Raw genomic sequence first — 16,047 nt, forward strand, 5'->3', positions numbered from 1 at the left:
TTCTTTCGCCAGTCAGCATGGCGCCACGGTATACCTGCTCACCGGCAAAATCCGGGTAGGCAAATCTTACCACTCCGCCACCGACAACCAACCGGAAATACTGGAGCGCGGCCAAATGATCCTGGCCAATAATGAAATAGACCTGATGGAAAAAGAAACCTATCATCCGGAAGAACTGGAAACCTGGTTATCCGATACCCTTACTATTCAAAATGCCAATCCAATGGCATTGAGCAGGCTGCTGGAAGAGTGGTTTGGTGTAGAAATAGAAATGAAGGGAGACGCCTCCAAATCACCCGTTATTACAGAAGCACGTTTTTACCATGCTACCCTGGAGGAGGTATTGCATAACCTGGGAGAACAACAACATTTCAAGTACAAAATATCTGACAATAAAGCGGTGATTACTTTTTAGTATATCCGTTAACGTTAGTTAAAATAAAGGAGCGACTCAAAAATGAGCGGCTCCTTTATTTTTCAGGATCGTTGCAAGTGATTAATACAAGCGATCTACCCTGCTGATTGAGAAAGGGTATTAATTATTTTGAAAGATAATAACGTTATCAAATTCTTCTATTTTCTGTATAATAAAAAGGCTATCATTGAAATAGTCCATATCGAAATCTTGTTCTCCCCAAATTTCAAAACGGCTGGCACTTTGCGCGAGTGCTGTTTTATCGAAAGGCGCTTCATTCCAATCCAGTGCCTGCTCTTCCGCCAGCTCCCTGGCTTCTGTGTTTACATGCGCTTCCGCCGAAAACACAATATGGAAGGTGTAGTCATCCTGAAAACGTACACTGATGTCGTTTCCATTTATGCTGATGACTGGCTGATCATCGATTACCGGTTTTGAATAAAAGTCGGTTAGCTCGTTTTTCAGTGTGTTGATGTTTGCGTTGGAGCCTGGCAGTATAAATGCCAGATAAGAATAAAATGAATTTGCCATTCGGTGATACGTTTAAAACAATGATTACTTTTAAGTATATCCGTTACCGTGAATGTCTTATTTTTCTGTTGAAAGAAAAAATAGCAGTGTCCGGATTTTTCTTTCCCTGCACAAGATCTGCGATAATATTAGCGGCGATCTGGCTGAAGGTGATACCGTTGCCGCCAAAGCCCAATGCAAAATAGGTATGTGGCATAGGGGGAAAGGCGCCGATGAATGGCAGACCATCTTCTGTAGATCCGAAAGTGCCTGTCCATTTGAATTCCGGATGAAAGCGAATGTCCGGAAACTTCTTACGCAGGTCTTTTTCCAGTGCGGCAGCTTTGCGATGAATCAGTTTATCACGCCTCGTGGGGTTATAAAAAGGTTCGTCTCTTCCACCCACCAGTACCCGATGGTCGCTGGTAACGCGCATGTAGAGATAGGGCGATTTTGTTTCCCAGATCAGGCAATCGTTGTACCACTGTTCTTCCGCATGATTAGGTTCGCTTACTACGGCGTAGGTGGCGTTAAGTTTAAGCAGGGGTAGTTTTATATACTGCAGCACTTCGTAGCCTGTCGCTATGACTACGTAACGGGCGGTGATGGTTTGTCCATGGGCTGTTTTCAGGACCACACTCCGTGGACGGAATTCCATATCCACCACCGCAGTACGGTCATATACCGCCCCACCGTGGCGGATATTATGCTGGTGGAGGGCATGCGACAACAGGTAAGCATCTGTTTGTGCGGCGGTATGCGAATAAATAGCCGCGGGGGCGGAAAAACCCATCTTATCCAGTACCACAGCTTCCTCCCACCATTCCATTTTGAGGCCCAGCGCTTTACGGGCGGCATATTCCTTCCGGAGCCAGGACACATCTTTGCGGTAGGAGGCCAGGTAGAGACTGTGCTTTTTTTCAAAATGAGGGAAGCGCAATGCTTTACAAATGCGTTCCAGTTCGCCGATAGATGCCGCGCAAAGCTCATAGGCGCTGTTGGCGGCGGCCACCCCAACTTTTTCCTGCAATTGGTATAGAGGGGTATCAATTTCGTACTGCAGCAGGGAAGTACTCGCAGCGGTACTGCCCAGCCCAATGGTACGGGCATCCACTACTACATTGGAGATACCCGCTTTCGTTAGCGCATACGCGGTTAGAGCGCCTGAAATACCGCCGCCTATCACTGCCACGTCTGTACGAATATCCGTTTCCAGCCAGGGGTAGTTGAAAGGGAGGCCATTGCGGATGAGTGAATAAGGGTAACCTGACTGAAGATCCATACGGCTGATTTTACAAAACCTGCACCAAAGAATTTCGTAACTTCTCCCTACAAAATACAACTGTTATGAAAAAAGGATTCTTCGTAACCGGATTATTATTATGTATGGTTGGGAGTGCTTTTGCACAAACAGCGCCTTGTTGCCATACGGATGCCATCACGGAATTTGCGACCCTTGCCAACCGGGAAGATTTTCGCATGGCGCATAAAGACCCGTTGCCTTATACGTATCAGGGCACAACCGGTGCCGATATTACCTTTAGCACCGCCGACGGCAAACCGGCTCATGGCTTTCTCTTTAAAGCCAGCACTGCTACCGACCGGTACTTGCTGGTATACCAGGAATGGTATGGGTTGAACGACTACATCAAAAAGCAATCTGAAAAGTTATACAATGACCTGGAAGGAAAAGTAAATGTGCTGGCGGTGGACATGTATGATCAACAGGTAGCTACCAACCGTCAGGATGCCGCCAAATTAATGCAGGGAGCCTCTAAAGAACGATTGGGCGCCATCATGCGGGGGGCAATCGCCTACGCCGGAAAATCGGCTAAAATAGCGTCTATTGGCTGGTGTTTTGGCGGAGGCATTTCGTTGCAGTCGGGACTGCTGGCAGGCGCACAAAATATTGGTGTGGTGATGTATTATGGCATGCCGGAAAAAGACGTAAATACACTGCGTACTTTACAAGCCCCGGTGTTGGGCTTCTTCGGTAATAAAGACAAAGGCATTACACCACAGGTAGTAGATGAATTTGAAAAAAACATGCAGGAAGCGGGGAAAACGTTAACGGCTAAACGCTATGATGCGGATCATGGTTTTGCAAATCCCAGCAACCCTATTTTTGACAGTGTTGCTACAGAAGATGCTTACGTACATGCGTTGGCGTTTCTGAAAAAAGTGTTTGCGTTGTGATGGATATGAGCGAGTTTTTGTCTTTCCCAGGATTATACTGATTTAGATGATTTTCCAGATTTTTACTTTTGGATTTTAGGATTAAAAGATTAGCGAAGACCAATGAGATTATTCTCGCAGGTCTTCGCTAATCTTTTAAATTTTTTCTAATCCTGAAAACAAAATCTGGAAAATCATCTAAATCAGTATAATCCTGAGTAAGACAAAAACTCGCAGGCTTTATATTGTTGCGCCAACTCTCAGCAGCAGTTCTTTTGTTTTCTTGATGCCTTCTTCTTCCGACAGTCTTTCTCCTTCATATTCAATACCCATAAAGCCGGAGAAATTAGCGTCTTTTACAATCTTCAGGATGCGGGCATAGTCGATGGTTGTTTCATTGCCGGCGGCATCGAAGTCGTAAGTTTTAGCGCTCACGCCTTTTGCAAAAGGCATTAGTTCTGTTACACCCTGGTAGCGATCATATTCTTCCTCGCAAACAGTTTTGGACCAGGCCTCCGGCGTATTATCTGTTGGTTTACTTCTCTTGATACAGAAGTTACCCAGATCGGGTAAGGTGCCGCAGTTAGGCATGTTCACCGTTTTCATGATACCGCTCAGCCATTTGCCATTGGAAGACATACCGCCGTGGTTTTCTACGATCACGCCTATATTATGTTCTTTACCAAAGCTGGCGAGTTTGGTTAATGATTCCGCAGCTGCTTTGGCTACGTCTTCCGGAGTGCCTTCTCCTGCTGCATTTACACGAATAGAATGACAACCCAGGAAAGCGGCGGCTTCTATCCATTTGTAATGGTTTTCTACTGCCTGCAATCTTTTCTTCACATCCTGATCACCCATTTCGCCTTCGCCATCGCACATGATCAGTACACTACGTACACCCAGGTCGTCGGCACGTTTCTTCATTTCCGCGAGGTAGGATTGATCCTTTGCTTTGTCTTTGAAGAACTGGTTTACATATTCGATCCCCTGGATACCAAATTCATTTTTGGCGCGGGAGGCGAAGTCCAGGTGATTCATTTTACCGGCAAACAATGCTTTGTGGAAAGACCATTCTGCCAGTGATATTTTGAAGAACAGCTCTTTGGCAGCGGCTTCTCCGGCGCCAGGTGCAGCGGCGCTGTCCTCCTCGCTTTTGCGGGTGGATTTTCCGTTATTACAGGCAGCCAGTACAGCGGGTAACATACCGATTCCCATCGTGTATAGCCCCATTTGACGCAGGAATTGTCTGCGATTGTTTACATTACTCATATCCGTGGGTTTTAAAATTCTTCCTCCTAAAATATTCTTTTACAAGGGGGAAAGCAAGTTTAAACAGATAAAATTTTGAGAACGCCTATTCAAAAGGGATCTGAGCGGGCAGTGCACGGCGGGTAGTTTCTATGGCTGCAGCAGCCTGTAGTGCGCTGTTGTAGGCTGCCGGCACACTGGTATGCTGCGCAAAAAGCCGTTGTAATTTGTAAGGTGCTGCGGATAATATTGTTGCACGGCCTGTAGTACAAGTTGTTTGCTATCGGCGGCGTCCCCGCCCCATAAGGTGATAGAGGCCGGAAAGGTATAGCGGGCGCCATGTTGCTTAAAAGCAGTGTACATGCGTGCCAGTTGTTGCTTACGGGCCCTGGCAGCCAGTTGCCGGCGAAGGATCACTAAAGCATTTTCCTTCACCGACAACTTGTCGGCCATGTTAATACCGTATTTGCTACCGCGTATATAACAGTACAGGCAATTGAAAGCACATCCGCTATAGGGGTTAATGGTATAATCATCTAGCAACCACGGATCTCTTTTCTTTGTTTTATTCAGCAGTGACGTCACTGTAATATACCTGGGCATATTGAAAGTAATGTCACCGAAGGTCTGTATTTTATTTCATCTCTTTTACGGCGTCCAGTTCTTTTTGTGCTATTTTCTGGATCTTGGAGGTTTCCAGTAATGACAAGTCATAAGCTGCTTGTGCAGCTTCGAGGGCTTCTGGTTTGTTGCCCAGCTCCTGGCAAATCTTAGCCAGGGTGCTTTGGTTACCATATTCCTTTGGATCTATGACGGCGGCGCGCTTGGCCAGCTTATAACACTGTTGCAGAAATGGCTGACTGCCCTTTGCCAGGTACTGGCAACGTCTTGCCAGGAAGCTCAGGCCAATATCGTCCCGTTGCATGATCCCTTCCAGTGCTTTATCTGTTACTTTCACAAAGCCCTTCACGTTGGTCATGGTCAGGTAAAACTCTGCTTCCATCATTACGGCTTTTCTTTGTATACCGGTATCAGAGGAGTTCAACCACGGAGCAAGACGGGCATAAAAAGCGGTACTGTCTTTTTTGCGGATCAGTCCATAGAGGGCGGTGCTGAGCAATCGTTCCTTTACATTGCTGACTGCTTTGGCATCATACTTTTTCGTGTATTCGTCCCGGTGAGCAGTGAAATATTTACCCAGCTTTTCTTCTTCATCCCAGGCAAATGCCTGTATGGTTTTCCATCCCAGTGGCGATAGCATATCGGCATCGGTTAACGCTGCGATCAGCATTCTGCTAACGGTATCTGCTTTGTTACGGTCTGTTTTCTGTAAGGCCAGTGCATACGACAGCAAATTTTCCTTGCTGCGTTCTCCATTGTTGAAAGCCTTTTCCATGGCCGTTAAGGAGCGGGTAGGGTCCAGGGCTTTCTTTCCTTCTTCTACAAACTCAGACACCTCCATGCGGGAAGTAGCCTTATGTACCAGCTCTCCTTTACTGTCAAGAAACAGATAGGTAGGAAATACCTGTACACCATACCGTTTGCGAAGTTCAGGCCCCTCTCCTTTTTCCATATCAATTTTGTAATTGATAAAATGGGCATTATAATAATTGGCAGCAGTATCGTTCGTAAAGGCATTTTTTTCCATCCATTTGCAGGGAGCGCACCAGCTGGTGTAGCAGTCGATGAAAACCAGCTTACCCGTGCGGGCGCTTTCCTTTAATACATCCGCAAAAGCATCTTTACGAAATACAATGCCCGTTTCATTTTGCTGGGCCTGTGCGGTAGTGTAGCCACCGAGCGATAAACTTGCCGACAGCGCGCTTAACAAAAATAGTTTCTTCATACATTCATTTATTAATATCCCTGGTTCTGTACCACTACTTTACCGGATGCCTGAATTGATTTCAACGGAATAGGCAGAATATACCGCTGCTTACCCATAAAATCCGGTTTAAACGTTTTAATATCCAGCTCCCCTTTGCTGGCATATCTCACCAGGTCATACCACTCTTCACCGCTCTCTGCGCCCAGTTCACGCACTTTCTCTTCCCGAATAGCATTGAGCAAACCGGCTTTGTCGTTGAGGGTGATATCCGGCATCAATGCACGCTTGCGTATTTTGTTCAGGGCTGCTCTGGCATCTTCCAGTGAACCACCACTTCTCACGATGGCTTCGGCCTGTACCAGGTATATTTCCGCCAGGCGGATAAAATATTCTGTATCGGAGTTGGAAGGTGCACCATCTACCTGACCGGCGATAAACTTACCGTTCCGGGTACGGGTACCAGATACCACGATGGCCATGCTATCCCGGCGATCGCCTTTCATAAATGCTTTGTAATAAGCAGAAGGCACATACCAGCTGTTAAATGCAAAGCACTTGTTATTGATGTTGGTGCCGGCATCAAAAGGTGTCTGAAAAATGGCTTCTTTGGTATCTCTTATTTTTTTGAAGAAGATGGTCTTAAACGTATCTTCCAGGTTACGCTGTGTGCTCATAGTTACTTGTTGAGCCATGGCGGCAGCTTCCGCGTAGCGTTGCTGATAGAGCAATACTTTCGACTTCAGCGCACGGGCAGCAATTTTGGAAGCATAAAACGTACTGGAAAATTCCCCTGTTTCAAGGATGGCTTCATCCAGGTCTTTGTTGATCTGGTCGTAAGCGGCATGTACACCGGAGCGCGGAAACGCTTCTGCATCTTTTACCGGGTCCAGTCGCAACACCAGGCCGTAAGTAGAAGTGGTGTCATAAAACTCACCGAATAAGCGCAACAGGTAGAAATAGCTCATGGCGCGCAGGTATTTTGCTTCACCGATGATTCTTGTTTTACGAGGGTCAGCGCCGGGGAGTGCGGTGGTTTTAGTGATAATATGATTGGTCATATTAATCATCTTGTAACCGCCGGTATACATGCTTTCCAGCCAGTAGTTATTGGTGGGTACATTATTATTGGCAAAATCAAAACCATCTGATCCGGGGTCCATGGTGAGTCCCATCAGACAAGCGGCGGCGGGCATATAATAGTTAAAGGCCAGTCCGGTGCCGTTCAGGATACCGTAGGTACCGTACAAGGCACTCTGTGCTTTTTCTACGGAGGTGATGGCATTGGCATCTTCCAGCTGGTTCACCGGCGATACGTCGGTAACATCTACCAGCTTACAGGAAGCGAATAAAAAAGTGGTGACTATAGTGGCGATAATATATTGTTTCATGATTTTTTCGTTTACAGATTAACGTTAATACCTGCGGTGAATGAACGGGTCAACGGATAGATGTTCGAATCATAGCCCTGGGCAAAGTTGCCGGCGCCGGCAGGGTTTACTTCCGGATCAAGTCCGCTATAAGGTGTGAACGTGAGCAGGTTACTACCGGTCAGGAATACACGAATATTGTTGATCCTGACACGGTTCAGCGCAGGTGTATTAAAGAGGTAAGCGATCTGTAAGTTTTTGAGTTTAAAGAAACCTGCTTTTTCAATAAAGAAGTCGGAGTCACGTTTGTTCTGGTTAGGATCACCGGAAGCCAGTCGTGGCAAGTTGCCGCCCTTATTGGATTCTGACCAGGAGTTAGTTAAAATTTCGCGGGCATAGTTGCTGGTATTAGTACCAAATACCATCATGTCTTTGCGGGCCTGATTGTACAGTGAATTACCGATGCTAAAGTTAAAGAAGGCGGTAATTTCCCATTTACCAACACGCACGATATTGTTCCAGCCTCCATAAAAATCAGGTTCTGATTTTCCGATGATGCCGCGATCGTCGTCTGTGATGCGGCCATCGCCATTTACATCTACAAATTTAAGATCTCCGGCAGCGGTTTGTGAAGATTGGTAAAAGCCTTCAGGAGCAGTTTTGTTGAGCGCATCAATTTCTGCCTTTGACTGGAAAATGCCGGCTGTTTTAAATCCTTCAAAATAGCCCATGCTCTCCCCTTCTTTCAGTACACCGTTGAGATCGAATCCACCATTCAGTTTTTCTACACGGCTACGTATACGCGTAATATTTACATCAGTGATGTAGCTGAAATTTTTATGACGGATCACATCACTACCTATCTGTACTTCCACACCACGGTTAGAGAAATCACCTACGTTGTAATACTGTTGTGCAGCGCCTGTTTCCATGGCAATGCTCCTATACAGAATCATATCGTGGGTAAACTTTTTAAAGTATCCGATGGTACCTCTTAATTTAGCTTTGAACATAGAGAAGTCTACGGCAGCATCCAGCTGGTTGGTAGACTCCCAGCGGATATCCGGATTGGGTACATCATTTACAATCATTCCATTTTTCCTGGCGTAGAAGCTACCGGAAGTGAAGAGTGTGGTATATTGGAAATCCGAGAAGTTGGCGCTACCGGTTTTACCTACGGATACGCGCAGTTTCAGGTCTTCCAGCCAGGAAGCGCTTTTCATAAAATTGGCTTCCGTTAAGCGGTAGGCCAGTGCAGCAGATGGGAAGAATGCCCAACGGTTGCCCGGAGAAAACTTGGTAGATTCATCGGCACGACCGGTGAAAGTGAAATAATATTTGCCGGCGAAATTATAGTTAGCGCGCAGGAAATAAGATTGCAGGCCACTGATGGTACCACCACTGGTCCAGTTGTTAAGGATGCTGGCGCCGCCCAAGTGGTTGAGGGCTTCATCGTCTGAGAAGTTATTGGATTTGATGGTAACAAAATCACTTTTACTTTGCTGGAATGACATCCCGGCTACGGTATTGAGGTTATGTTGTCCAAAGGTCTTCAGGTAACTTAATGTATTATCAAAAATACGGGCAGTGCTGTTGTTGGTATAGTCTTCCCTGGACCCGGTACGATTGTTCCTGATTTCAAATACATCAGAAGAAGGGGTATAGTTAAGCATGTCTCCCTTAATAATATTATAAGAGAGGTCTGAACGCCATCTTAATCCTTTTGCGATTTCCACTTCACCAAAAAATGACATCATCATATTCTGGCTTCTTTCGCGTCTGGTATAATCCAGTTGCGCTACGGGGTTGGCTTGTGAGCTATCCGGGGTGGCGCCATATCTACCCAGACTATCATACGCCGGAATATCAGGGCGATAACGGATAATCGTGTAATAGCCGGTACCGGTAGTCGTTTCCATCATGGAATAGTTCATGTTGGTACCGAGGCGTAATTTGTCGAACAGTGTTGTTTCCAGACGGCTTCTCAGGTTATAGCGTTTAAAGCCACTGTTTTTGATAACGCCTGCCTGGTCTGTTACACTACCGGAAACAGAGTACAGGGTATTACCATTATTAGAACCGCCATTGATATTGAGGTATACATTATTGGTCATGGCGGTGCGGGTCACCATTTTTCCCCAGTCAGAGCTGGCGCCGGGATAGAGTACAGAATCTTTAGGGGTAGATTTACCGACACTATTGTAAGCTGTTTGTACTGTTTTCAGGAATTCAGCGCCATTCAGCATATCATAGTCTTTCGCAAACTTATCGGCGGAGGCGGTGTATCCCACGGATATATCTGCTTTAGGGCCGGAGCGTCCGCGTTTGGTCGTGATAATGACAACGCCGTTTGCTGCGCGGGAGCCGTAGATGGCTGCTGCAGAGGCATCTTTCAGGATGTCCATGCTTTCAATATCTTCCGGGTTGATGCTGGCCAGCGGAGATATTTGTCTGTTTACATCGGCGGCATATTGTTTATTTCCCTGACCGTTGCCCACTTCTACCGGTACGCCATCAATTACATACAGGGGTTCATTGTTGCCATAGGCAGAGGTACCTCCACGGATGCGGATGTTCGCTACTGCACCGGGTGCGCCGGTAGATTTCACGGCATTTACGCCGGCAGTGCGTCCAGCCAGTGCTGCATCGAAGGAGGTGGTATTCATTTTTTTCATATCATCTGTTTTGATAGATGATACGGAGCCGGTCAGGTCTTTTTTATTCACCTGTCCGTAACCTACTACCACTACGCTGCCCAGCGTTTTAGCATCTTCTGACAGTTGTACTTCCATGGTTTCGCTGGTGATCACCAGTTCACGGGACAGCATACCGATGGCAGAAAACACCAGGATATTTTTATCGGCGGGTACTTTGATGGTAAATTCTCCTTTTTCGTTGGTAGCGGTGCCGCGGGTGGTACCTTTTACCAGCACGGAAGCACCGGGTACAGGGCCTTTCTCTTTGATACTATTTACCGTACCGGAAATGGTCCGCATAGCGGCATTGGCGGTATTTTCCGACTTCACGAAAATAACGATACCATCATTCATACTACGGTATTGCAGGTCGGTATTTTTCAGCAGCTGATCGAGGATGGCTGTGATGCCTGCATCTTTGAAGTCGAGTGTATTAACAGAATACTTTTTTACATCACTTTCATTATAAGAGATGTTGATAGCGCTTTTTGTCTGCAGTTTTTTCAGGCAGGACGCGATTGTTTCGTAGCTGAAAGCAATGGTTGTTTGCTTTTGCAGGTACGACTGTGCATAGGTGTGCAGCTGTATGGCCGAGCATAACAGCCCACAGAGCAGCATTATTTTCACCCATTTTGGCTGATAGATGTTGGTTGGTAGAAATCCATTGTTCATAAATAGTCGGTATTTAGTATGAATGGTAAGGCGCTTTATCAGCAAGGCTCTCCACTGATAATTATTTTCTTGTTACGAATCGTATAGGTGATCTTATCTATTATTTTTAAGAGGTCCAGCACTTTGGTGACTGGTTCTTTATCGTTAAAGTGCAGGCTGTTGATACATTGCTTCATTTTATTATTGGTGAATACCACTTCATAGCCATAAATATTTTCCAGTTTCAGGGCCAGTTCTTCCAGGCTTACGTTGGTGAGATAGATATCTCCGTTGCGCCAGCTGTTGGCGTGGACAGCATTTACCTGTTGAGTAATGAAAGCGGCGTTGCTGCGGTTGTAGACTATTTCCTGGCCGGCGCCGAGGGTTACATTGCACTGATGTTCATCGAGTACCTGTACATTACCGGAGGCCACGGTTACTTTTTCCTGGATGAGTTTTGAGTAAGCGGCTACGTTAAAGGAGGTACCTAATACTTTGACGGCCAGGCTTTTTGTTTTTACGATAAAGGGGTGCGCGGCATCTTTGGCGACGTCGAAAAACACTTCTCCATTATCGACGTTGAATTGTCGCTGTTGCGCAAAGTCGGGATTGTATTGCAGACTGGAGCCGCTGTTGAGCCATACCACGGAACTATCCGGCAGCACCATTTTCAGGCGTTTTCCGGCAGGGCATTCGAGTGAAACCCAGGCTACATTTTTGGGTGCAGCGGGTGTAGGGAACAGGAATTTTAATCCTGCCAGCAACAGCAATGCAGCGGCGGCCGGCCATACAAAACGCTGCCAGCGCGGGATGCGTTTTACGATGGCTGGTTGTTGTACGCTGATAGATTGTTCGTATATCGCTGACAGTTCCTGCCAGGAATGTTGTTTCAACGCAGCCTGTTGTTCCGGCGACGGCAGGTTGCCCGGCATTGTTTCCAGGCTCTGGTACCATTGCTCTAAAAACAAAGTTTCTTCCTCGCTGAGGCCCTCCTGTTGCTGCTTTTGCAATAAAAAACGAATATATCGGTAGTTGAGCATAATGGCGGTTGATATCGTAAGTACAGGGAGGTACGGCTATCGTACCAGTGGTGATAAAAAAATATTTTCGGGAGAAATTAAAATGCCGTGGGGTTTCCCCCAGCGGCATTCTAAAACAGGATGCAAAAACAACCTTATTCGTTTTACAACGGGTTGTTTGCGGCGGCATCCATAGGAATACGTATGGTATAACGATATCGTCTACCGCACCGGAATCCCATGGGGTATTGCCCCAATAGTTAAGCCCAGCAAGGGCCGGGCAGCAAAGGACGATAAACGCTAAAAAGAGATTGGGCAGGTTGAACTAAATACAGACACGGTCATCCTCTTCAAAAGCAAAATTGGCTCCGTGTGTTAAACATTTTTTAAACACCGGGGTTGCAAAGCTATTGAAAACTTTATTTAAAAAACAGGCATTCCCTGTTTTTTAAATAAAGCGATAATACATTCCGCTAAAACAGGCTTCCACACTACATTTCAGCTGACATATTTTTTAATTACTATAACGTAAAAGTGTACACTGCAAACGAATTTAATTCGCAGCCCATACTTTCTTTTTATATGATAAAAAATTTACTTCCCTGTTAAAATGGAGATAACGATAATCAGGAGTGTAGGATCTACTTTGCTCCGCAGGTGTTCGCGCATTTTTTCGGTTGCGCGGTGGAGTTGATTTTTCACTGTTTGTACCGACAGGGAAAGGTGTTCGGCAATTTCGGCGGGGGATAATTGTTCTTCTCTGTTGAGCAGAAATATTTCCTGCATGCGTGGCGGTAATTGCGCGATGGCGTCGTTGACAATATGTTGCAGTTCTTTCAGTGTAAGTTGCTGTGCCACATTATTATGTGCGAAAGTGGCCTGCCATTGTGTTTCCACAATGTATCGCAGTTTCACTTCATTGCGGGCATATAAATTAAAGATGCGGTTACGGAGTATTACCTGCAGGTAGGGCAACAGCGATTCCCGCGCCTGTAGCTGCGCACGTTGATCCCACACGGTTACAAACACCTCCTGTACTATATCACGGGCTTCCTCGGCATCCTGCAGTCTTTTAAAGGCGATATTAAAAAGCGGCTCCCAATACCTCTGGTATATGAGCCGGAACGCCTCTAAAGGTTGCGAATGCACCAGACCAACCAGTTCTTTGTCTGTCATACCATGCATATCACCAGCGAATTAACGGGAAGGCTGCAAGATAAGAAAAACCGACTGCATTGTTTATTTTATTTCCATGTGTCAGGCTACCAGGAAGGCGAGTATACCGGCCAGTACTGCCTCATGGCGCATAATCCGGAAATGTCCGTCGCCGGTAATCCGAAGGGATTGTATGGCAGGATACTGCTGCAGGTAATCGTCTATTTCCGTGGCTTTGGCCAGTGTATCTGTGGTATCATAGGCAATCCATATGCTGCCGGCTTTGATACCATTGATATAGCGGTGCAGGTCCATTTCGCTGAGGTCTTCCCGCAGGCGTTGCCGGATCAGGTGCATCAATTTGGGCATTACCACCGGGTGAATACGGAACAGGCGCAAGGCTTCGTCGAAGAATACGGGGGCACTTAATGCAGCGCCTAAGAGTACCAGTTTGGGCACGCTCACGTCCTTGCGGGAAAGGGTGAGGGCGGCATTCAGGGCCCCAAACGAATGGCCTATGATGGCGTGCAGCTCTCCTTCCTGTTTCATGACCTGTTCCAATACATGCATCCATTGTACGAGGTTGGTGCGTTTGCCGCCGGAGTCGCCATGTGCCGGTGCATCGTAGGTCACCACCTGGTAGCCGTTTGCCAGCAATGCCGTGATCAGTTGTTTAAAATGGAAAGGGCTTCCTCCCCAGCCATGCAGCAGCAATACTTTAGGGCCGGTGTTTCCCCAGCGATAGGTGGTAATTTTCAGTGGGGTATTGTCGAACGGGTAGCTGCTTACCTGCAGGGGCTGGCGGATGGCCTGCCCGCGCAGCTGTTCGTGGGTAGATCGCAGTTTCCCTGCCGGTGGCGTGCAGTACAGGCGGTAAAATAACCTGGCCGTCACTCCCGGAAAAGGACGACTCATCATGGATAGCATGGTACCGGCCATCCGCAGCGATAATGGTAAAACCTGGTGTTGCATATTTTAGACCGATTGGTTTATTTTTAGCAATAAAAAAAATCACAGCGAGTGATGTTTCATTTCTTCCCTTAAAGCGTCCAGTACGACCAGCATTTGTTTGTTGTGTCCCAGCACACTACTCACGAGGATAGCACCTTCCAGCATGGTGAACATGCGAACTGCAAACTTTTTTTCGTCCCAGTCGGGTTTAAATTCTCCGTTATCCTTGCCATACTGCACCATTTTGGCGATGCGGGACTGGTAGTATAACACCAGTTCGCTGACTTTCTTTTTGAGGCCTGGGTTGGTATCATCTGCTTCCACGCCGAAGTTGAGCATGGGGCAGCCGCCGGCCACCCGCTGGTTTTTCGGGAAGGTGGCGTAATACTCAAAGAGGGCTTCGAATTTGCCGGCAGAAGTTTTAGCGGTGGCGGTGATTTTCATCAGCTGCTGCCGTTCTTCTTCTGCGATATAATCAAATACCTCCATCACAATTTCTTCTTTGGAAGCAAAGTTGCCATACACGCCGCCTTTGGCCAGCCGCGTGGCTTTCAGGATATCACTGATAGAAGTACCTGCCACCCCTTTTCGATTGAAAATAGGCGCCGCTTGCTCAATGATAAATTGTCTTGTTCTTTCCGCTTTTCCCATGGCGTTACCAAATTAGACCAATTGGTCCAATTCAGCAAAAAAAGTTGTTTTACAGGTTCAGGATCCGCTCAATAGCTGGCGCATAGGCGGCGCCAACGGGAATGGGGATATTTCTGATGTAGAGAGAATTCCGGTCGGCCCGCTCAATTTTATTATTGGCTACAATATAGGAGCGGTGTACGCGGGTGAAAGATGCAATGGGTAACAGGTCTACTGCTTCCTGCATAGATAAACGGGAAATCAGTTTGCGATCGGTCAGGATAAAATTGACGTAGTTACCGGCGCTTTCCAGGTAAAGGATATCATCCAGGACAATACGGAATTGTTCATACCCGCTTTTTACGAAAATGTAATCCGGTTGATCTTTATTGACCGACGGCGTACCGTTTTGTTGTTTTAGCTGCAACAGGTTATTGGCTTTATTGCAGGCCTTCATGAAACGTATGAGTGAAAAGGGTTTCAGCAGGTAGTCGATGGCATCCAGCTCAAAGCTTTTCACCGCGTGTTCGGAATAGGCGGTCGTGAAAACGGTCATGGGCGGGTAAGGGAGACTGGACAAAAAGTCGAGCCCTGAAATATCCGGCATTTTTATATCGAGAAAAAGCAGGTCTACTTTTTCTTTGCTTAAAAAATCGATGGCATCAAAAGCATTGGTAAAAAAACCTTTCATTTCCAGAAAGGGCACCATGGCGGCGTGATTTTTAATAACAGCCAGCGCCACCGGTTCATCATCTATAGCAATAGCAGTCAGCTTCATATGGCTATTTTACGTATTAGCAAGATAGGGATTTACATAATTTTCCCGAGTAACAATTTTTTGGCCTGTTGCCAGAGATGCTGGTACTGGCTGTTTTCGCGGTTGCGCCACTCTTTTACCATGGCTTCCGCCTGTTCTTTTCGGATGTCTTTGGTGGCAGCAAACAAATGATCTACTGTTTCCTTATCGGCCTGTAATGCAGCCGCCTGGTAGTGTTCCTGTAGTTCCTGTCCGGAGGCTGTTTCCAGTTGTGCGGAAGCAACGCCTTGAGCAGTAGCGGCAGCCAGTTTCTCATCATATTCGCCTTTCGGCATCAGGATTTTACTGAGCAGGGGCATTACTTCAATGAGGGTGATGATAAAAACGATCAACCTGTATCGTTGATTTACCGGTGGATGTGTTTCTGTGAGTTCATGCAGTGCTTCTATCTGTGCCAGGAATCCGTTGGTGAGTGTACCCAGGTAAACGGTTTCCTTGAGACTATCCACGCTGTGCATGCGCGCTATTTGTGCCTGCAGCTGTTGCTGTTGTGGTTCCCAGGCCCGCTGCATGGCTTGCAGTTCTTCTTCTGATTTGAGGTAGGCGGATTTTTTTACGCGGGCAATATCGGACTCTCCTATTCTG

Annotated in this window: 15 protein-coding genes; 2 read left to right on the top strand and 13 right to left on the bottom strand. The window is 46.7% G+C overall.

What is annotated here, in order from left to right:
• A partial coding sequence (locus tag VIP81_RS06975) for a DUF4974 domain-containing protein (RefSeq protein WP_331957792.1) occupies positions 1–415 on the top strand: 415 nt, incomplete at its 5' end.
• Positions 416–535: 120 nt separating this feature from the next.
• Here VIP81_RS06975 and VIP81_RS06980 read toward each other — a convergent pair.
• Both VIP81_RS06980 and VIP81_RS06985 read right to left on the bottom strand, forming a co-directional pair.
• Entirely contained in the window at positions 536–946 is a 411-nt protein-coding gene (locus VIP81_RS06980) for a hypothetical protein (RefSeq protein ID WP_331957794.1), read from the bottom strand.
• A gap of 43 nt (positions 947–989) precedes the next feature.
• The gene (locus tag VIP81_RS06985; RefSeq protein ID WP_331957796.1) at positions 990–2,207 is read right to left on the bottom strand and encodes an FAD-dependent oxidoreductase; all 1,218 of its coding nucleotides are present in this window, start codon (positions 2,205–2,207) and stop codon (positions 990–992) included.
• Between the two features lie 65 nt (positions 2,208–2,272).
• Here VIP81_RS06985 and VIP81_RS06990 point away from each other — a divergent pair, with 65 nt between their 5' ends.
• Entirely contained in the window at positions 2,273–3,121 is an 849-nt protein-coding gene (locus VIP81_RS06990) for a dienelactone hydrolase family protein (RefSeq protein WP_331957798.1), read from the top strand.
• A gap of 219 nt (positions 3,122–3,340) precedes the next feature.
• On the opposite strand, the gene VIP81_RS06995 is transcribed toward VIP81_RS06990, so the two are convergent.
• The 11 genes from VIP81_RS06995 to VIP81_RS07045 form a co-directional block, all read right to left on the bottom strand.
• Positions 3,341–4,369 (bottom strand): sugar phosphate isomerase/epimerase family protein, encoded by a 1,029-nt coding sequence (locus VIP81_RS06995; RefSeq protein ID WP_331957800.1) that lies wholly within the window; start codon positions 4,367–4,369, stop codon positions 3,341–3,343.
• A gap of 129 nt (positions 4,370–4,498) precedes the next feature.
• Positions 4,499–4,951, bottom strand: a complete 453-nt coding sequence (locus VIP81_RS07000; protein WP_331957802.1) for a hypothetical protein — start codon at positions 4,949–4,951, stop codon at positions 4,499–4,501.
• Between the two features lie 31 nt (positions 4,952–4,982).
• Positions 4,983–6,194, bottom strand: coding sequence for a thioredoxin family protein (locus VIP81_RS07005; RefSeq protein WP_331957804.1), 1,212 nt, complete (start codon positions 6,192–6,194; stop codon positions 4,983–4,985).
• An 11-nt stretch (positions 6,195–6,205) separates the two neighbouring features.
• The gene (locus tag VIP81_RS07010) at positions 6,206–7,564 is read right to left on the bottom strand and encodes a RagB/SusD family nutrient uptake outer membrane protein (RefSeq protein WP_331957806.1); all 1,359 of its coding nucleotides are present in this window, start codon (positions 7,562–7,564) and stop codon (positions 6,206–6,208) included.
• Positions 7,565–7,575: 11 nt separating this feature from the next.
• Complete coding sequence (locus tag VIP81_RS07015; RefSeq protein WP_331957808.1) at positions 7,576–10,911, bottom strand: TonB-dependent receptor; 3,336 nt, start codon at positions 10,909–10,911, stop codon at positions 7,576–7,578.
• A gap of 38 nt (positions 10,912–10,949) precedes the next feature.
• A complete protein-coding gene (locus VIP81_RS07020) occupies positions 10,950–11,930 on the bottom strand; it encodes a FecR family protein (RefSeq protein ID WP_331957810.1) in 981 nt (326 codons plus the stop codon).
• A gap of 573 nt (positions 11,931–12,503) precedes the next feature.
• A complete protein-coding gene (locus VIP81_RS07025) occupies positions 12,504–13,094 on the bottom strand; it encodes an RNA polymerase sigma-70 factor (RefSeq protein ID WP_331957812.1) in 591 nt (196 codons plus the stop codon).
• Between the two features lie 72 nt (positions 13,095–13,166).
• A complete protein-coding gene (locus tag VIP81_RS07030; protein WP_331957814.1) occupies positions 13,167–14,036 on the bottom strand; it encodes an alpha/beta hydrolase in 870 nt (289 codons plus the stop codon).
• A gap of 39 nt (positions 14,037–14,075) precedes the next feature.
• Complete coding sequence (locus VIP81_RS07035; protein WP_331957816.1) at positions 14,076–14,666, bottom strand: TetR/AcrR family transcriptional regulator; 591 nt, start codon at positions 14,664–14,666, stop codon at positions 14,076–14,078.
• A 49-nt stretch (positions 14,667–14,715) separates the two neighbouring features.
• Positions 14,716–15,423, bottom strand: a complete 708-nt coding sequence (locus VIP81_RS07040; protein ID WP_331957818.1) for a LytTR family DNA-binding domain-containing protein — start codon at positions 15,421–15,423, stop codon at positions 14,716–14,718.
• 32 nt (positions 15,424–15,455) lie between these two features.
• Positions 15,456–16,047 (bottom strand): DUF4407 domain-containing protein (locus VIP81_RS07045; RefSeq protein WP_331957820.1); only part of this gene is annotated, 592 nt, incomplete at its 5' end.

The sequence above is a fragment of the Chitinophaga sp. genome, from assembly GCF_036566945.1.
Classification (GTDB): domain Bacteria; phylum Bacteroidota; class Bacteroidia; order Chitinophagales; family Chitinophagaceae; genus Chitinophaga.